This window comes from Pseudomonas syringae group sp. J309-1 (assembly GCF_032582135.1).
In the GTDB taxonomy this organism is placed as follows: Bacteria; Pseudomonadota; Gammaproteobacteria; order Pseudomonadales; family Pseudomonadaceae; genus Aquipseudomonas; species Aquipseudomonas quasicaspiana.
In genome coordinates, this window is the sequence record NZ_JAWHNU010000047.1 from 1 (window position 1) to 18,728 (window position 18,728).

Consider the following 18,728-nt stretch of genomic DNA (forward strand, 5'->3'; position numbering starts at 1 on the left):
GCGATCGCGGGCAAGCGCGCTCCTACAGATGAAAAAAGTACTCCAAATCAAATAGTTGTAGTTTGTTTGATAGGAGCCGGGCTTGCCCGCGATAGGGTTGATGCGATCTAACAGTGAACCGCGCCCGTCTTATCATTCGAGCGCGGTCCAGACCGGCAAGCCTTACTCGGCTGCCTGCAAAATCTCATAAGCCAACTTCACCCGCGCCTCATTCGGGTAATTCTTGTTGGCCAGAATCACGATGCCGATTTTCTTCTGCGGAACAAATGCCACATAACCGCCAAAGCCGTTGGTGGAGCCGGTCTTGTTGATCCAGACGTTTTGCTGCGGTTCGAGTGGCGGATTGATCGCGGCGGCAGGCTGAGTCTCCAAGGCCATCTTGCTCGAGTTACCTTCCTGCAAAGTTTCCAGGCTGACCGGGTAGGGGTATTGCTCCCAGATCAGGTCCTGAGTCATTTCTCCCACTTTGAAATAACCAACATGCGTATCAGTAATCGCCTTGGCTAACGCGTTGTCTGACTTGCCAGCATTGATGTTCAGCTCAACGAAACGCAGCAAATCCTTGCTGCTGGATTTCATCCCGTAAGCTTCATTGCCCAGCACGCCGCCTTGCAAGCGGACCGGCGCGTCCTGTTTGTTGTAGCCCTGTGCGTACAACTTCATCTTGTCGGCAGGCACATTCAGATAGCTATTGGTCAGTCCGAGCGTTGGAAACAGTAGCTGCTCCATGGCATTTTCGAAGGTCATGTTCATCGCCTTGGCGGTGATCATCCCCAGCATGCCGATGCTCGGGTTGGCGTAGGTGCGTTTGCTGCCTGCCGGGTATTGTGGTTGCCAGGCCTGCAAGTACGCCATCAGTTGCTCGTTGTTCTGCACCTCGTTGGGCACCTGAAGGGGGAATCCGCCCGCCGTGTGCGTAGCGAGGTTGATCAGGGGGACATGATCGAAGGCGCTGCCTTTCAGTTGCGGCAGGTATTTGCCCGGATGATCGCCAAGAGATAACTGTCCGTTGGTCTGGGCGTACGTCGCGAGGGTCGCAGTGAACGTTTTACTGATAGAACCGAGCTCGAACAGCGTGTCGCTGCTGACTGCCTGACTGGTGTCTTTGGAGGCGACGCCATAATTGTAGAAATGCTGCTGACCATCGATTGTCAAAGCGATGCTCATGCCGGGAATGTTGTATTGCTGCATGATTTGGGTGGCTGAGTTTTGGACATCGAAATTGCTGGCTGCGGCCTCAGTGATGCAGGCTAGCGACAGGCAGCAGGTCAGCAGCACACGCTGTGGAAGGTTATGCATCGTGTGATTCATCCTTGTTCTCGAATATGTAATGGGTCCTGTGCAGACTGTCTAGGAGCCGGGCTTGCCCGCGATAGACGATGACGCGGTATGACTGCAAGCTGCGTCTCATGCATCGCAGGCAGGCCTCTCTCCCACACGGAAAAAGCATTCCAGGTCTGGCCCATCCTCAACCAACACTATTCTGCAACAACTCAATAAACTGCCGTGCCGCCGGGCTCAAACCCTGACCGCTTCGGGTGATCAAACCGATGTCGCGACTCACGCCGGGGTGGTCGACGGGCACGCAAACCATATCATCCCGACCCTCGTCAGCCGACTCCGGCAGCAGCGTCATGCCCAGACCCTGGCGAACGAGTGCGAGCACCGTGGACATGTAATTGGCCTCCAGCCCGGGCACTAGTGTCAGGTGCTCGTCGGCGAACAACTGTTCGACTCGCTCGCGCACGCTGCTGTCCCGACCGGTCAGAATAATAGGTTGATCGGCCAGGTCCTCAAGTTTGATTGACGGCTGTGTGGCCAGCGGATGACTGCTCGGCACGAAGAGACACAAACGGTCGGTCAGCACCACTTCGAACTCCAGACCGTGCGCCATTCGCGCGCGTACGCCCAGACCGAAATCCACTTCGCCTTCGCGTACCAGTGCGTCGATACGTTGGGCTACCACGTCGCGCAAACGCACTTCGACGCCGGGGAATTGTTCCCGAAACCGGCGCAGCACGGGCGGCAGAGTGCTGGAGCACATCGAGGGCAGGGCGGCGATAGTCACCACGCCGCGCTTCAATGCCGCCAGATCCCGAGAACCGCTGACGATGTTGTCCAGGTCCAGCAGCAGTTTTTCCATCGGCATCAGGTTGCTCTGGCCAGCTGCTGTCAGGCTTACGTGGCGCGGGCTGCGCTCCAGTAAAGGTACGCCGAGCCAGTCTTCGAGTTGCTGGACCTGCACGGTGAGGGCCGACGGGCTCAGGCTCAGCTCCACAGCGGCTTTGGCAAAGCTGCCGCTATGGGCGACGGCGAGAAAGGCTCGGATGTGCTGAATCGAATTCTTCATGGTCGTGTGCCTGTTTTTATTCGTATGGTTTTGTTTTTTCGAATGCAGCATGCCGAACATTTCAATTTACAAAGCTTACCTGTGTTTTCAATACTCGTTGAAAACAACAACAGCTCATCCGCCGCGCCAGCGGGAAGGATGACGAACAGGAAGTACCTATGCTCGCCACCCTCGGTGTCATTACGATTCTCTGTCTGCTCGCCGCCGTCATGAGCAAACGCCTCTCACCCCTCGTCGCACTGATTGCCTTACCGATTATTGCTGCCCTGATCGGCGGTTTCGGTCTGCAAACCAGTGGCTTCATCATCACCGGCATCAAGAATGTCGCCCCTGTAGTGGGGATGTTCGTGTTCGCCATTCTGTTCTTCGGGGTGATGACCGACGCGGGCATGCTGGACCCGATCATAGACCGCATCCTGCGTACTGTCGGTACTCGCCCGACGCGCATTGTGATGGGTACCGCGTTGTTGGCGCTGCTGGTCCATCTGGACGGCTCGGGAGCGGTGACTTTTCTGGTGACCATCCCGGCGATGCTGCCGCTGTATACGCGGCTCGGCATGGACAAACGTATTCTGGCCTGCGTGACGGCCATGGCAGCCGGGGTCAACTTTCTACCGTGGACCGGCCCTGTACTGCGCTCTTCGGCAGCGTTGCATGTGCCCGTGGCAGACTTGTTCCAGCCGCTGATTCCGGTGCAACTGGTCGGTCTGGCCTTCGTATTTTTCTGTGCCTTTATGCTCGGTCGTCGTGAAGAAAAACGCCTCGGTCTGGGGGCTGGCGCCAATGTGGACGTTGTGCCGAAGCGGGTGCTGGCAGATCACGAAGAGGTGCTGCGTCGGCCGCGTCTTTTCTGGCTCAATCTGATCCTGACCATTGCGGTCATGGGCGTGATGATTTCCGGTCTGGTTGATCCAGTGGTGATGTTCATGCTCGGCACCGTCGTGGCACTGTGCATCAACTACCCGAATGTCGACGCTCAGCGCGCTCGCATCGATGCGCATGCAAAAACGGCCCTGACCATGGCCAGCATCCTCCTGGCGGCCGGGGTATTTACCGGCATCATGCAAGGCACGGGCATGCTCAAGGCAATGGCCGAGGTAGCGGTTGCGCAGATTCCTGCGGGGCACGGCAAGTTGATTCCGATGGTGGTGGGCTTCATCTCCATGCCGTTGAGCCTGCTGTTTGATCCCGACTCGTTCTATTTCGGCGTCATGCCGGTGATTGCCGAAGTCGGCAAGGCGTTGGGCGTCGATCCGTTGCAAGTGGCTCAGGCCTCGCTGCTGGGCGTACACACCACCGGCTTCCCGGTCAGCCCGTTGACCCCGGCGACCTTCCTGCTGGTAGGCCTGTGCAAAATCGAGCTGGCCGACCACCAGCGTTTCACCATTCCTTTCCTGTTTGCCGCCTCGGTGTTGATGACCCTGACGGCGATGCTGCTGGGTGTGTTCTGACTGCCGAACAGCAAACACAGAATTTGTAGGAGCTGCCGAAGGCTGCGATAGCGGTGTGTCTGGATGAATGCTTCGCAGCCTTCGGCAGCTCCTACAGAAATGCATTTCAATTCAAACAATCAGCTTTTGTTTGAGAGGAGTATCAACATGAAAACCTTACGCATTGGCTCCGGGGCCGGTTATTCCGGTGACCGTGTAGAGCCTGCCGTTGAACTGGCTGAACACGGCGATCTGGATTATCTGGTCTTTGAATGTCTGGCCGAGCGCACCATCGCCTTGGCGCAACAGGCCCGGTTGGCAGATCCCGAGACCGGCTACGACCCGTTGCTGAGTGAGCGCATGCGACGTGTACTGCCTTTCGTAGGGGACGGTTCTGTACGACGCTTGAGAGTGATCACGAATATGGGCGCGGCCAACCCGTTGGCGGCGGCACGCGAGGTGCGGCGGATTGCTGCCGAGCTGGGGTTGCATGGTTTGAAAGTCGCGGCTGTAACCGGGGATGACGTGCTGGCTGCGTTGCAGGCCGACTCGCAACAGTTGCTGGACAACGGCGCAACGCTTGGCTCTTTGGGTGACCGGCTGATTTCTGCCAACGCCTACATGGGCGCCGACGGGATTGTCGAGGCGTTGCGGGCCGATGCCGATGTGGTGATCACCGGTCGGGTTGCTGACCCATCGCTGTTCCTTGCACCGCAATTGTTCGAGTTTGGCTGGGCGGCAGATGACTGGTCGTTGCTGGGGCGCGGCACCGTTACGGGTCACTTGCTTGAATGCGCGGGGCAGATCAGTGGCGGGTATTTCGCTGACCCCGGTTATAAAGACGTGCCGGATCTGGCGCGTCTGGGCTTTCCCTTGGCTGAAGTGGATGCTTCCGGTTCTGCGGTGATCAGTAAGGTTTCGGGCTCGGGTGGCCGTATTGATACCGCTACCTGCACCGAGCAGCTTATCTATGAAGTGCATGATCCTGCGGCGTACCTGACGCCGGACGTCTGCGCTGATTTCTCTGCGGTAGCCTTCCACGCTGACGGGCCGAACCGGGTTCGGGTCATGGGCGCGCAGGGCAAACCACGACCCGAAACTTTGAAGGTCTCGGTGGGCTTTCTCGATGGCTGGATTGGCGAAGGACAGATTTCCTATGGCGGCCCGGGCGCTTTGGCGCGAGCCAGGCTGGCACGGGATGTGGTGCTGGAGCGTCTTAAACTGACCGGCGTCAGCTATGAGGACATCCGCGCCGAACTGATGGGGGTGGACTCGCTGCACGGCGACGAGCTGGGTTCACGCACTGCGGCTGAACCTTGGGAAGTCCGATTGCGCGTGGCGGCACGTTGCGCTGACAAGGCTCAGGCGGTGCGGGTCGGTAACGAAGTGGAAACCCTCTACACCAACGGCCCATATGGCGGGGGTGGGGCTACCAAAGGTTTACGTCAGGTTGTGGCGGTCGCGTCTTTGTTTGTTCCGCGTTCTGCGGTGACAGCTGTTGTACATCTGGAGGATGCATCATGAGCCGCCCTGTAAAACTGCGCGAACTCGCCCATTCCCGAACCGGCGACAAGGGCGACACGTCAAACATCTCGGTGATTGCCTATCGTGCTGAAGACTTTTCACGCTTGTGTGAAGTGTTAACCGCGCAGCGTGTCGCCGCGTATTTTGCCGAGCTGCTGGACCCGAACGCAGGCCCCGTGCGCCGTTATGAATTGCCCAATGTCCATGCCCTGAACTTCGTCCTGCCCGGCATCCTGCGTGGTGGCGTCACCCGTTCGCTGGCGCTGGATGCCCACGGCAAGGCGCTGGGCGCGGCGTTGCTGGATATTGAGGTTTAGCGGATTGGGTGCCATGAGTGAGTTGAACTGGAATGTCACCTCTGTGGGAGCCGAGCTTGCTCGCGATAAACGATGACACGGTCTGCCTGATTAACCGATGCGCCTATATCGCGGGCAAGCCTCGCTCCCACAGGGTTTGTGCTTGCAGGTCAACATAGAACTCAGGCATGAGCACCGAACACAGCATCCGCGTTCAGCCAGCCTCACCCATGCTGCACATCGGTCCGCTTGAGCAATTGCTTGCAACGGTTCGACAAATGCACCACCCGCAGATGCTTGCCCGCCTTGGTATAGCGCTCGCGCAAGGTCTGCAACGCCGACACCGCAGAGTAATCGACGAAGCTCAGATGTTGGCAATCCAAGGTGACTTGGGCAGGGTCTTCAGCCGGGTTGAACTGGTTGAGAAAACGCGTAGTAGAAGCAAAAAACAACGTGCCGTGCAGGGTGTAAACCTTGCTGCCGTCAGTCTCCAGATGAGTGTCCGCGTACAGCTCTCGCGCCTGCTGCCAGGCAAAGTTAAGCGCTGCGATAACGATGCCGAACATCACTGCCGTGGCCAAATCGGTCAACACCGTCACGATGGTTACGGCGATGATCGCCAGCACGTCGTTGACCGGCACCTTGTGCAGTACCCGCAACGACGCCCAGGCGAAGGTTTGTTGGGCCACGACGAACATAACGCCGACCAGCGCCGCCAGCGGGATTTCTTCAATCAAAGGCGACAGGAACAGCACGAACATCAAAATCATCAAGCCCGCGACCACGCCGGACAAACGACCCCGGCCACCGGAGCTGAGGTTGATCACGGTCTGGCCGATCATCGCGCAACCGCCCATGCCGCCGCACACGCCAGACGCCATATTGGCCACGCCCAGCGCCACGCATTCACGGTCCGGAAAGCCTCGGCTCTCGGTGATTTCATCGGTCAGGTTGAGGGTTAGCAGGGTTTCCAGCAGACCCACCAGCGCCATCAGAATCGCGTAAGGCGCGATGATCCGCAGGGTCTCCAGATCCCACGGCACTTCCGGTAGGGCCAGGCTCGGAAGACCGCCCGCAATGTGCGCCATATCACCCAAAGTGTGGGTCGGCAGATCGAGCAGATAGACCAGCAGACCAACGCTCAGAATCGCAATCAGCGCGGGCGGTATAGCTTTGGTCAGGCGTGGCAGCAGGTAAACGATCGCCATGGTCAGCGCCACCAGACCCATCATCAGGTACAGCGGTTGGCCCGTGAGCCAGGCGTCACCCACTTTGAAATGTTCGAGCTGAGCCATGGCAATCACAATCGCCAGGCCGTTGACGAACCCGAGCATCACCGAATACGGCACCATGCGCACCAGCTTGCCCAGGCGCAGCACGCCGAACAGGATCATGATCAAGCCGCCCAGCAACACCGTCGCCAGCAGGTACTGCACACCCTGCTGCACCACCAGCGCGACAATCACCACCGCCATCGAGCCTGCCGCACCGGAAATCATTCCCGGCCGCCCACCGAACAAGGCAGTCAGGGTGCAGATGATGAACGCGCCATACAGGCCCATCAGCGGGTTGAGGTGGGCAACCAAAGCAAAGGCGATGCACTCGGGCACCAGAGCAAAGGATGTGGTGAGTCCGGCCAGGACATCGGCGCGTATACGGGCTGGTTTCATGGGGTACCTGAAAGGGGGCAATGCCGGGAAAGCAAAAAGAGGGGATGTTACTGAATGTGGCTGGTGGGTGCTACACGCAGGACCGGCTTTGCATAGATTCTGTGGGAGCAGAGCTTGCTCGCGATAAGGCTGGGTGCGATCTAAAGTGAACCGCGTCCAGCCTTATCGCGAGCAAGCTCTGCTCCCACAAGATTTTGTGTCAGCCAACAGATCGCAATCAGTTCACTTGCTCATATATGCTTTGCACCCCCTCACTCAACCGAGCGATGCGCTACCCATGAATGCCGTTTCACCGTTGCAGGCCTACGAGCGGGCCGTCGAGCAGTTGGGTTTTCAGCCGGACGCCGCGCAGTTGCATGCCGTTCAACAGTTGCAGGCCTGTTTTCAGGCGCTGAACGACAACCCGAAATCGGCGCAGGGCGTGTACCTGTGGGGCCCGGTGGGGCGGGGCAAAACCTGGTTGATGGATCGCTTTTTCGAGAGCCTGAGCGTTCCGGCACGGCGTCAGCATTTTCATCACTTCATGCGCTGGGTGCACAAGCGCATGTTCGAACTGATCGGCACCTCTAACCCTCTCAAAGTCGTGGCCCAAGAGCTGGGGCGTGATGTGCGGGTGATGTGTTTTGACGAGCTGTTCGTCACGGATATTGGCGACGCGGTCATCCTTGGCGGTCTGCTGCAAGCGATGTTCGAAGCAGGTGTCGTGCTGGTCTGCACCTCCAACCAGCCGCCCGAGCAGTTGTACAGCCATGGTCATAACCGTGAGCGATTTCTGCCTGCCATCGCAGCCATTCAGCGTTACATGCAGGTTGTCACGGTGGATGGCGGCGAAGATCACCGCTTGCATCCAGGGTTGCTGCATCAGCGTTATTTCGTTACCGAGCCGGGGCAGAACAGTGCGCTGGCTGCTGTATTCGAGACGCTCAAGGGTGATGAAGCAGTCTCCAGTGGCGCGGTGTCCGTGGGGCATCGCAGCATTAACAGCGTCAGGCACAGCGATTCCGTGTTGTGGTGCCGCTACGTTGATTTGTGCGAACAACCGTTGGCCGCCATGGATTTCATTGAGCTGTGCGACCAGTTCTCGACGATATTGCTCAGCGAAGTTCCGGCCCTGAGTGCGCCACAGCGCGAAGCCAAAATCGCCCGTGGCACTGAGGACGCAGTCGAGCAGGTAGTGGCTGGAGATCGTGAACTGCCGCAGCTGTCGCCCCACGACGACGGTGTTCGGCGCTTCATTGCGCTGGTGGACGAATGCTACGACCGTCGCGTGCCTTTATATGTCGACGCGGCGGTGCCCATGCATGAGCTGTACACCCAGGGCTATCTGTCGTTTGCCTTCCGCCGCACCTTGAGCCGCTTGCAGGAAATGCAACTGGAACGCTTCATTCAGTAATCAGGTTCGGCGTCGCTGCACCAGCACGTGTTTGCAGCCTTCGAAGATCAGCACCAGCACTGCCAGCCAGATCGGCAGGTAGGTCATCCACTCGTCGCGGCCGATGCTCTCGCCCAATAGCAATGCGACGCCCACCAGTAATACCGGCTCGACGTAGCTGAGCAGGCCGAACAGGCTGAACGGCAGCAGGCGGCTGGCAACGATGTAGCTGACCAGTGCCGAGGCGCTGATCAGACCCAGCACTGGAATCAGCAGATACAGCATCGGGAATTGCTCAACCACCGACGCATCGCCGTTGACGATGAACCAGACGCTGATCGGCAGCATGAACGCCATGTCGAACCACAAGCCGCCAAGATTATCGGTGGCCAGTTTGCGCCGCAGCACGAAGTACAGCGGATAGCCGACCGCGACCAGCAACGTTTCCCAGGCGAAACTGCCGCGATTGAACAACTCGTTGGCGACACCGACCATGGCGCAGAAGGCCGCGATCTTCTGTAAACGCGACAGCCGCTCGCCGTAGACGATGCGACCGGTGACGACCATCGTCAGCGGCAGCAGGAAATACCCCATGGAAACCTGCAGGCTGCGCCCATGCAGCGGTGCCCACATGAACACCAGCAATTGCGCGCCCAGCAACAGCGAACAGAGTGCGATGCCGATCAGCAGTGTCGGTTGCTGGCGGATACGCCCGGCGATTTTTTTGACCAGATGCCAATCGCCACTTAAAAGCAGAAAGACCGTCACGCACGGCACCGTCAGCAGCATTCGCCAACCGAAGATCTCTTCCCCGCCCAGTGGTTGGAGCAGCGATGTATAGAAATACATCACCCCAAACAGCACCGAAGCCAGAACCGACAGCACCACACCTTTATACACAGCAGCCTCTTTACGTTGTGGGCAGTTGCAGGGCGGCCCGGTTCAAAATGGTGCGTAGTTTAGCTGCTTTGCGAATTTATGAGTTGACCCAAATCCTGTAGGAGCTCACCGAGGTTACGAGGCCAGCGATGGCGGTGTGTCAGACAAACCGTATCGCTGGCCTCGTAACCTCGGTGAGCTCCTACAGGTCCAGTGTTTGCTGCACGACAGGGCGATCTCCTGCAAAAAAACTGACAGCATCTGCTAGGCTGCGCCGGTTACCGGACCTTTTGGTCCGCCGTTTTCAAGGAGCCTGCATGACTTCCATCAGCACCCCGGCGCCGGTTGTGCCGGGACGAAAGGAACAATTCTCCACCCGTGTAGCCTTTTTTATTGCCGGTTTTGCCATTGCCGCCTGGGCGCCATTGGTGCCGTATGCCAAGGCCCGGGTTGGGCTCGATGAAGGCACCCTGGGGCTGTTGCTGCTTTGTCTGGGTGTCGGCTCGATTGTCGCGATGCCCCTTGCCGGTGCACTGGCTGCGCGGATTGGCTGTCGTCGGGTGCTGTTGATTTCCTCGGCGATCATTTGCCTGTGTCTGCCATTGCTGGCCACGGTTTCGCATTTGCCGTCGCTGATTGCTGTGCTGTTCATTTTTGGCGCGGCGATGGGCGCACTGGATTGTGCCGTGAATATTCAGGCGATCATCGTCGAACGTGCCAGCGGCAAAACCATGATGTCCGGCTTTCACGGCCTGTTCAGCCTGGGCGGCATCGCCGGGGCTGCGGGTGTTGCAGGGATATTGAGCGTGGGCGCGTCGCCTTTGGTCTCGATGTTTGTCGTCGTAGCGGTTTTACTGATCGCGTTGCTCAAGGCCGCACCGCATTTCCTTGATTACGGCAGCGAAACCGATGGCCCGCCGTTTGCCATCCCGAGAGGCGTGGTGTTGTTCCTCGGCCTGCTGTGCTTCACGGTCTTTCTGTCTGAAGGGGCGATGCTGGACTGGAGCGCGGTGTTCCTCAGCGAGCTGCGCGGAGTTGAAACTTCTTATGCAGGGCTGGGTTACGCGGTGTTTGCCTTGACCATGACCGCAGGCCGATTGTTCGGTGATGCGGTAGTGCGACGTGTCGGCCCACGGCAAATAGTGATTCTTGGCGGCTTGTGTGCGGCGGCCGGGTTGGCATTGGCCACCCTCGTACCGTCATGGCAAGCCGCATTGCTCGGTTACGCATTGGTGGGGGCGGGCTGCTCGAATATCGTTCCGGTCTGCTACAGCGCGTTGGGTCGACAAAAGAGCATGCCCGAGAACGTCGCCGTTCCGGCGTTAACCACCCTGGGGTATGCCGGGATTCTGATCGGCCCGGCAGCGATTGGCTTCATCGCCCACGCCAGCAGCCTGGAAGTTGCGTTCATGGTTGTCGCCGTGATGCTGGTCGGCGTGGCGATTGGCGGCTCACGGCTCAAGGTCTGACTTAAAGTTTGCGGGCCATGCCGGAAACCCGGATCGAACTGCCTTTCAGTTCAGTAATCTCAGCTCGAATCCGTGAGCGACTGCCCATGTCCTCGCCCTGCACAATGTCGATGTGCCCACCATGAGGCCATTCAAGATCGCGCAGGTAACCCGCGAATGCGGCCGTTGCAGCGCCAGTGGCGGGGTCTTCGTACACTCCGCCCCAGGCGAACGGATTGCGTGTGTGGAATAGCTGCAGATTTTCCGCATACGCCAGCAATATCGTGACCCATCCGGCACGGGTCATCAGCTCATGCCCGGCCTGTTGGTCATACCCCATGGCGCGAAGTTTTTCCCGACTGTTCAACACCAGCACCAGATGCTGCGCGCCGCCGTTGATCAATGCCGGTGGAATACGCGCGTCCAGATCGTGTTGGGCATAGCCGAACAACTCCAATGCTTCGTGCAGCAAGGCATCATCAATGGGCCCGCTGTGGGTGGGCGGTGATTGCAGGGCCGCTGAAATCAAATCGCCCTGAGCATGACCTTCGACGCTGATCTGCGCCTGGTTCAGCGTCAGGTTAAAAACACCGTCGCCATAGTGACCTGCCAACGCTGCACCGAGGGCAATCGTCGCATGACCGCAGAACGGCACCTCGGCTTCAGGCGAGAAATAACGGACCCGAAATCCCTCGGCGATGGGTGCAGCAAACACGGTTTCGGAAAAACCTACTTCGGCAGCAATCCGCTGCATCGTCGCTTCATCCGTCAAAAAGTCCCCGAGCCACACACCTGCGGGGTTGCCGCCTTGGTCGCCATCGCTGAATGCAGCCAGTTTAAGAACGTTATCGGTCATATTGGTAAGAGCCTTTAGTGAAAGCGCCGGTGAGTTTCCTCAAAGCCGGGTGAGTACTCAAACCAATAGTCCTTATGTGAAGCATCTGCAAATTTGATCGATGGATGCACCGCCCACAATCCCTGTCGGAGCTGCCGAAGGCTGCGAAAGCGTTTTACATGACACCCCGCTTCGCAGCCTTCGGCAGCTCCTACAGGAATTGTGTTGAATCAGGCGCGGGGTGATGCATGTTGGTCTGCAAGCGCAGACCCCGGTGGGAGCGAATTCATTCGCGAAGAGGGCGGCACATCAGCAGCCTGTGTACCGTTTGAAATACCACCTCCTCAAATAAGGTGGAGCGTCACCTGTGTCACAGATTCTCATTGACCTGAGGTGATGGCAAACCTGTGGGAGTCGCCCCGGTGTCCCTGACACCACGCTGTCGCGCAGCAAACACGGACCCTGTAGGAGTGACCGGGGTGGCGATCCACATTGCCCGCGATTCGGCCTGTCAGTCGATGAATATATTGCCTGTGCTGACGCGATCGCGGGCAAGCGCGCTCCTACAGATGAAAAAGTACTCCAAATCAAATAGTTGTAGTTTGTTTGATAAGAGCCGGGCTGGTCTGGGCGGCATTCCGACGATAAGGGCGCACCGGTGCATCGGACATAATGCGGTGTCAGCATCGCGGGCAAGGTAGAAGGCCAACCCGGCCGCTCCCACAGAGGAGCAGTATTTCAGCTCAGGCTATGCAGGCACCATCGCAAACCCGACACCAAAACGGTTCCAGGCATTGATGGTGGCAATCGCGAGGGTGAGGTTGACCACTTCGCTGTCGGTGAAGTGCTCCTGCAAGGCAAGGTATTGCTCCTGCGACGCTTGCTGATTGGGCAGCAGGGTCATGCTTTCCACCCAGGCCAGTGCGGCTTTTTCCCGAGGGGTGAAAAAGGCGGTTTCGCGCCAGACGCTGACGGTTTGCAGGCGCGATTCTTTTTCCCCGGCGCGGCGGGCGTCGTTGGCGTGCTTGTTGATGCAGAAGGCGCAGCCATTGATTTGCGAGGCGCGTAACCGGACCAGTTCCAGCAGCGAGTTTTCCAGCCCGGATTTACAGACGGCAGCCTCAAGGGCAGCCATGGCGCGGTAGGCTTCAGGGGCGACGGTGGCCCATTGGATGCGTTCGTTCATGCTGGCGTTCTCTTAGGTTGAATGCCCATCGGGCGATGGCGCCAACCTTAACGTCGGGGGCGGGCGGTGTGGATAGCCAATCCCCGGCGTTTCGAAGAGACCAATTACCTCAGTAGGCTTCACCCACGGCCAGAATCGTCGCCACTAATGCCTGTGCGCGGGGCACCAGGGTGTCCAGTTCCAGGTATTCGCGATCGGTATGCACCTTGCCGCCCACCGGGCCGAGGCCGCACAGCGTGGGAATGCCGAGGCTGGCGGTGAAACCCGAATCGGCACAACCACCGGTGAATTCGCCTTCGACACTGAAACCTAACGTCTGCGCCTGCTGCTGATACAGCGCCAGCAAGCGGGTGCTGTGCTGCGCTTCCATGGGCAGGAAGGTCGTAGCCTCTTTGAGCACAGCGCTGGTGCCGGGCAATTCTTCTTCGGCGACGATCTTCTGAATCGCTTCGAATATTTGATCCCAGTGTTTGAGTTCGATAAAGCGTACATCCAGCTTCGCCGTGGCACTGGGCGCGACGGTATTGCTCGATGTGCCGCCAGACATCAGCCCGACGTTGGTGGTGATGCCCGCCGGATAGTCAGTTAAGGCATGTAGCTTGACGATCTTGCGCGCAAGGGCCTCGATGGCGCTGGCACCGTCGGCATGGTTGACCCCCGAATGCGCGGCGCGGCCGCTGACTTCGATGATCAAAGTAGCGCCGCCTTTGCGAGCGCTTACTACGTTGCCGCTGGCTCTGCCGGGTTCAGTGTTGAGTACGGCGCGAGCTGCACGCGCAGCGGTTTCGATATGGCCGCGAGCACTGCCGGAACCGATCTCTTCGTCACCGGTGTACAGCACCTGAACCGGGTAGGGCAGTTGACCGGCACGTTTCAGCGCTTTGAGGGCAAAGCAGTTGAGGACCAGACCGCCTTTCATGTCAGCCACACCGGGCCCGTGAGCAAGGGTGGCGTCCCGGCTGTAACCCCGGGTTGCGGTGGTGCCTTTGGGAAAGACCGTGTCGCGATGGCCCAGCAGTAAGACCGGCTTGCCCGCTGCGCCGGAGACTTCAGCGAGCATCACATCGCCGAAGCCCTCCACCGGCATGCGTTCGAGCAGGATGCCGTCTGCTTCCAGTTCGGCCGCCAGTAGTGCGCCCACGGCATCGACACCCGCCTTGTCATAGCTGTTGGAATCTGTGTCGACGATGCGTTGCAGCAATGACTCCATCGCCTCGCCCTGGCCCGCGAGCCAGTCCAGCGCCTGTTGTCGCGCGTCGCTCATTTGGCTTGCTCCCGCTGTTGATGCTCCTGCGTCAATCGCGAAGCGTCGTTGCCGAGATCCCAGAACAGCCCGGCCATGATTTGCAGGCTCTCTTTCACCACGGGGGCGAGCAAATGTTCATTGGGCGCATGTTGCGAGCAGGCGGGGTACGAATGCGGCACCCAGAGCGTTGGCAAGCCGAGCACGTCAGCGAACACGTCATTGGGCAGCGAGCCGCCAAGATTAGGCAGCAGGGCCGGTTTTTTGCCGGTGGTTTCAGCCAGGGAGTTTAGCGCCCAGCCAACCCACGGGCTTTGCGGGTCAAGACGGGTGGCGTTCATCATGTCGATGCGGCCTTGTTTGACTTCCACCTGAGTGAAGCCGTGGGCATCCAGGTGAGCGCGCACCGCCGGGATGAAGGTGCTGTAGTCGCTGTCCACCACAAAACGGATGTGGCAGTGGGCGTTAGCTTTACCGGGGATCGCATGCACCGGCGCATCGGGGTTGCCAGTCTTGAAGGCGATGACGTCGAGGGTGTTCCAGCCGAAGACTTTTTCGCTCAGGGTCAACTCGGGGTTGCCCCAGTTCGGGTCGATTTCCGGGTCGCCGGGACCGCCACCGACTTCAATATCCGCCAGCGCCAGGCGCACGGCTTCGGGCACTTCCTTGGGCATCAACGCAGGGATTTTCACCCGGCCCTGTTGATCGACCATGCTGGCAATGGCGTTGGCCAGGATGATGCCGGGGTTGGACAGCAGGCCGCCCCAGTTGCCGGAATGGTGTGCGCCTTCACGCAGGTTGACGCTCAGTTCGAAGTTGAACACGCCCCGCGAACCGAGAAAGATCGTTGGCCGTGAAGCCGCCAGACGCGGGCCGTCGGAGGCGATGAAAACGTCCGCCTTGAGTTCTTCAGGATGCGCTTCGCAGAACGCACGCAAACCCGGCGAGCCATCTTCTTCGCCCATTTCCAGCAGCAGTTTGACGTTGAAACCCAGCTTGCCGTCGCGTGCCTTGAGTGTCTGCTCCAGTGCCGTCAGGTTGATCAGGTGCTGACCTTTGTTGTCGGCAGTACCTCGACCGTACCAGCGCTCGCCATCGACCTTGACCTCCCATGGTGAAAGACCTTCACGCCACTGCGCGTCATAGCCATTGACCACATCGCCATGGCCATAGCTGAGCACCGTCGGCAATGCCGGGTCTTCAATACGAGTGGCGATCAGCAGTGGGCCGCGCTTGGGCAGCGGGTTGTCGTAGATCTGCACACTGAAGCCCAGCGCTTCGACGTGGGGCGTGATGAACTCCTTGAGGTAGCGATAGAGCTCCGGCAACTGATCCGGGATCTGGCTTTCAGTGTGCAGAGCGACGCTGCGTTCGAGCAGGGACAGGAATGCGCCGTTGTCGAACTGCTCGGTGGTGTAGCTGATGGCCTGTGAACGACTCATGAGTGGACGAGCTCCAAAGTTTGGGCAGGACTGTCGTGGAGGTGGCAGCGCACTTTGCCGCCGATGATCGAATCATTGGCCGGGTAGGCCGTCTTGCAGGGTGCGAAACAGCTGGGGCAGCGCGGGTGAAACGCGCAACCGGACGGCGGCGACATCGGGTTGGGGAAAGTACCGTGCAGGCCGATGTCGGGTATGCCCAAACGCGCATCGGGCGTGAGCACCGAATCCAGAAGGGCGCGGGTGTAAGGGTGGCCGGGTTCAGCGAACAAGGACTCACGGGTGCGTTCTTCGACGATACGCCCCAGATACATCACCGCCACGCGATCAGCCAAGTGTTCGATCACCGCCAGGTTGTGGCTGATCAGCAGGTAGGTCAGGCCGAATTCGCGCTTGAGATCCTGCAGCAGGTTGAGGATCTGCGCCTGCACCGAAACGTCCAGCGCCGAGGTGGGTTCGTCGCAGATCAGCACGTCCGGACGCATGATCAAGGCGCGGGCAATCGCCACCCGCTGACGTTGGCCACCGGACAGCTGGCTCGGGTAGCTGTCGATGACGCGCTTGGGCAGGCCCACTACGTCGAGCATATCTTCAGTCTTTTTACGGCGCTCGGCAGTGGTGCCGATGCCGTGAACGATCAGCGGCAGGGTGACGATTTCCCGCAGTGTTTTGCGCGGGTTCAGCGACGAATACGGGTCCTGGAAAATCGGCTGGATATGCCGGGACATTTCCTTACGATCGGTGGCGGCCAGATGTTTGCCATTAACCAGTACATCGCCACTGGTGGGCGGCAGCAGGCCGAGCAGCATTTTCGCCAAGGTGCTTTTACCGCACCCGGATTCGCCCACCAGCCCGAGGGTTTCGCCGCGCATCAGGCGCAGCGACACACCGTCGACAGCCTTGAGGGTGGCCGGTGCTTTGAAGAAGCCTTTGTTCATGCGGAACTCGCGACGGATGTCGCACAGCTCAAGAGCGATGTCCTTTTTCATGACCGTACACTCTCCATCTGCCGAATCGGCTCCGGACCCGGCGCTGCAAACAGGCAGCGCGCCATGTGGCCGTCGCGCATTATTTCGGGAATGTTCTGGGCGCAGGCATCAATGGCCTGACCGCAACGGTTACGGAACGCACAGCCTTGTTGTTCACCGACCAGACTGGGCACAAGGCCAGGGATCGAACCCAGCGCTTCACCGGGTTTGGTCTTGCCGGGGATCGGGATACTCGCCAGCAAGCCCTTGGTGTAAGGGTGTTGCGGGTTTTCGAAGAGTTGCAGGGCGGGAGCGGTTTCGACGATTTCCCCGGCGTACATCACCGCGACACGGTCGGCGATCCGCGCCACCAGACCCAGGTCGTGGGTGATGAAAATCACCGCCAGACCGAATTCTTTCTGAATGTCGCGGATCAGCCGCAGGATTTGCGCCTGAATCGTCACGTCCAGCGCCGTCGTCGGTTCGTCGGCGATGATCAGGTCCGGTTCGCACATCAAGGCCATGGCGATGATCACCCGCTGGCGCAGGCCACCGGAGAGCTGGTGCGGGTACTGACCGAGCCGTTCGGTGGCGTTGCTGATGCCGACTTTTTCCAGCATTTGCGCGGCGCGTGCCAAGGCGTCTTTGCGGGATACCTTGCGGTGCTGGGTCAGTACTTCACTGAGCTGATCGCCAATGCTGTAGGCCGGGTTCAGCGAGGTCATGGGCTCCTGAAAGATCATCGCCAGCCGGTTGCCGCGCAGGTCGCACATGCGCCGCTCGCTCTGGGTGAGCATGTCGATGCCGTCCAGGGTCAGGCGGGTTGCGGTGCGTTTGGCCTTGCGTGGCAGCAGGTCCATCAGCGCCAGCGACGTCAGGGATTTGCCACAACCGGACTCGCCGACGATGCACAGCATCTCGCCGCGCTCGACTTCAAAGTCCAGGCCGCGCACGGCGTGGAGCATGTCATCCGGCGTCGGGCTGTTGCCCATGGGGATGTCGACGCGCAGGTTTTCAACGTGGAGTAGTGCCATGTTCGTGGCTCCTCTATCAGTTGCGGCCGTCGGGCAGGATCAGGTCGCGCAGACCGTCGCCGACCAGGTTGATGCCCAGCACCAGAATCATCAGGGCGACGCCGGGAATGGCGATGACCCACGGGGAAAAGAACATGTAGGGTTTGCCTTCGGCGATCATCAGCCCCCACGAAGGGGTGGGCGGTTGCACGCCGACACCGAGGAACGACAGCGCTGACTCCAGCAGGATCGCGTGGGCCATTTCCAGGGTGGCGACCACGATCAGCGCGCCGACCAGATTGGGCAGGATTTCACTGGCCAGAATGCGCAGAGTCGAGCAGCCCAGTGCCTGGGCCGAGGCAACGTATTCAGCATCGCGAATCTGCTGCACCGACGCCCGGACCACCACCGCGAAGCGATCCCACAACAGGCAACCCAGCAGCACGATCACGACTTTCAATGACCCGCCCATCAGTGAAGCCGAAGCCAGTGCAACCATCACCACCGGCATCGCCAGGCGCGTAGTAATCAGGTAGCTGATGAAGGCATCGACCTTGCCGCCGTAGTAACCGGCGAGCAGACCCATGACCGTGCCGATGAAACCGGAGATCAGTGCTGCGGCGACGCCGATGAACAGCGAGATACGCGCGCCGTAGAGCAGCCGCGACAGATAATCACGGCCCAGCTTGTCGGTACCCAGCGGGTATTCCCACGTGCCGTTGGCCATCCAGACTGGCGGTTTCATGCGCAGCATCACGTCCTGGACGTAAGGGTCGTAAGGCGCCAGCCACGGCGCGAACAGTGCACCGATGAAGATGATCATCAGTAACACCATGCCAATCGCAAAACCGCGATGGCGAAAGCTTTTGCCCAGTACCCGGCTGAGACTGCTGGGGGGCGGCAGGTAGTCGTTGATGGCGAGAGGGGCGGCAGGTGTGCTCATGGGAGCCTCCGGGCAGCGCGGGAATTCGGCAGGAATGGAGATCCCCTGTGGGAGCGGTGCTTGCCCGCGATAAGAGCACCGTAGATATCAGGCCTATCGCGTCCAGCCTTATCGCGGGCAAGCACCGCTCCC

At 59.6% G+C, this 18,728-nt stretch carries 16 protein-coding genes; 5 read left to right on the forward strand and 11 right to left on the reverse strand.

Annotated features, from left to right (window positions below):
* Positions 1 to 162: 162 nt before the first annotated feature.
* Together ampC and RX972_RS21405 are read right to left on the reverse strand one after the other, a co-directional pair.
* Positions 163 to 1,311 (reverse strand): class C beta-lactamase, encoded by a 1,149-nt coding sequence (gene ampC / locus RX972_RS21400; protein WP_410478250.1) that lies wholly within the window; start codon positions 1,309 to 1,311, stop codon positions 163 to 165.
* Positions 1,312 to 1,468: 157 nt separating this feature from the next.
* Positions 1,469 to 2,350 (reverse strand): LysR family transcriptional regulator, encoded by an 882-nt coding sequence (locus tag RX972_RS21405; RefSeq protein WP_316878297.1) that lies wholly within the window; start codon positions 2,348 to 2,350, stop codon positions 1,469 to 1,471.
* Positions 2,351 to 2,508: 158 nt separating this feature from the next.
* Here RX972_RS21405 and RX972_RS21410 point away from each other — a divergent pair, with 158 nt between their 5' ends.
* From RX972_RS21410 to RX972_RS21420, 3 genes are all read left to right on the forward strand, one after another.
* Complete coding sequence (locus RX972_RS21410; RefSeq protein WP_027902475.1) at positions 2,509 to 3,801, forward strand: CitMHS family transporter; 1,293 nt, start codon at positions 2,509 to 2,511, stop codon at positions 3,799 to 3,801.
* 147 nt (positions 3,802 to 3,948) lie between these two features.
* Positions 3,949 to 5,304 carry an acyclic terpene utilization AtuA family protein gene (locus RX972_RS21415; RefSeq protein WP_316878301.1) on the forward strand — a complete coding sequence of 452 codons (1,356 nt, stop codon included), beginning with the start codon at positions 3,949 to 3,951 and terminating at the stop codon, positions 5,302 to 5,304.
* On the forward strand, positions 5,301 to 5,621 hold the full coding sequence (locus RX972_RS21420; protein ID WP_027902473.1) for a hypothetical protein: 321 nt from the start codon (positions 5,301 to 5,303) through the stop codon (positions 5,619 to 5,621). The genes RX972_RS21415 and RX972_RS21420 overlap by 4 nt, the downstream gene beginning before the upstream one ends.
* Positions 5,622 to 5,824: 203 nt before the next feature.
* Here RX972_RS21420 and RX972_RS21425 read toward each other — a convergent pair whose 3' ends face one another.
* Positions 5,825 to 7,270, reverse strand: coding sequence for a SulP family inorganic anion transporter (locus RX972_RS21425; RefSeq protein ID WP_316878304.1), 1,446 nt, complete (start codon positions 7,268 to 7,270; stop codon positions 5,825 to 5,827).
* 277 nt (positions 7,271 to 7,547) lie between these two features.
* Here RX972_RS21425 and zapE point away from each other — a divergent pair, with 277 nt between their 5' ends.
* A complete protein-coding gene (zapE, locus tag RX972_RS21430; RefSeq protein ID WP_316878306.1) occupies positions 7,548 to 8,663 on the forward strand; it encodes a cell division protein ZapE in 1,116 nt (371 codons plus the stop codon).
* On the opposite strand, the gene rarD is transcribed toward zapE, so the two are convergent.
* On the reverse strand, positions 8,664 to 9,542 hold the full coding sequence (rarD, locus tag RX972_RS21435; RefSeq protein WP_316878308.1) for an EamA family transporter RarD: 879 nt from the start codon (positions 9,540 to 9,542) through the stop codon (positions 8,664 to 8,666).
* A 296-nt stretch (positions 9,543 to 9,838) separates the two neighbouring features.
* Here rarD and RX972_RS21440 point away from each other — a divergent pair, with 296 nt between their 5' ends.
* Positions 9,839 to 10,990 (forward strand): MFS transporter, encoded by a 1,152-nt coding sequence (locus RX972_RS21440; protein WP_316878310.1) that lies wholly within the window; start codon positions 9,839 to 9,841, stop codon positions 10,988 to 10,990.
* Between the two features lies 1 nt (position 10,991).
* Here RX972_RS21440 and RX972_RS21445 read toward each other — a convergent pair whose 3' ends face one another.
* The 7 genes from RX972_RS21445 to RX972_RS21475 form a co-directional block, all read right to left on the reverse strand.
* The gene (locus RX972_RS21445; protein WP_316878312.1) at positions 10,992 to 11,825 is read right to left on the reverse strand and encodes a PhzF family phenazine biosynthesis protein; all 834 of its coding nucleotides are present in this window, start codon (positions 11,823 to 11,825) and stop codon (positions 10,992 to 10,994) included.
* Between the two features lie 727 nt (positions 11,826 to 12,552).
* On the reverse strand, positions 12,553 to 12,990 hold the full coding sequence (locus RX972_RS21450; protein ID WP_231667509.1) for a carboxymuconolactone decarboxylase family protein: 438 nt from the start codon (positions 12,988 to 12,990) through the stop codon (positions 12,553 to 12,555).
* A 109-nt stretch (positions 12,991 to 13,099) separates the two neighbouring features.
* Positions 13,100 to 14,254: a M20 family metallopeptidase gene (locus tag RX972_RS21455; RefSeq protein WP_316878315.1), complete on the reverse strand. Its 1,155-nt coding sequence runs from the start codon at positions 14,252 to 14,254 to the stop codon at positions 13,100 to 13,102.
* Entirely contained in the window at positions 14,251 to 15,675 is a 1,425-nt protein-coding gene (locus RX972_RS21460) for a M20 family metallopeptidase (protein WP_122395956.1), read from the reverse strand. Before RX972_RS21460 ends, RX972_RS21455 begins: the two co-directional genes overlap by 4 nt.
* On the reverse strand, positions 15,672 to 16,661 hold the full coding sequence (locus RX972_RS21465; RefSeq protein ID WP_316878318.1) for an oligopeptide/dipeptide ABC transporter ATP-binding protein: 990 nt from the start codon (positions 16,659 to 16,661) through the stop codon (positions 15,672 to 15,674). The genes RX972_RS21460 and RX972_RS21465 overlap by 4 nt, the downstream gene beginning before the upstream one ends.
* The gene (locus RX972_RS21470; RefSeq protein WP_122395955.1) at positions 16,658 to 17,674 is read right to left on the reverse strand and encodes an ABC transporter ATP-binding protein; all 1,017 of its coding nucleotides are present in this window, start codon (positions 17,672 to 17,674) and stop codon (positions 16,658 to 16,660) included. The genes RX972_RS21465 and RX972_RS21470 overlap by 4 nt, the downstream gene beginning before the upstream one ends.
* Before the next feature lie 16 nt (positions 17,675 to 17,690).
* The gene (locus tag RX972_RS21475; protein ID WP_099267225.1) at positions 17,691 to 18,596 is read right to left on the reverse strand and encodes an ABC transporter permease; all 906 of its coding nucleotides are present in this window, start codon (positions 18,594 to 18,596) and stop codon (positions 17,691 to 17,693) included.
* Positions 18,597 to 18,728 lie beyond the last annotated feature (132 nt).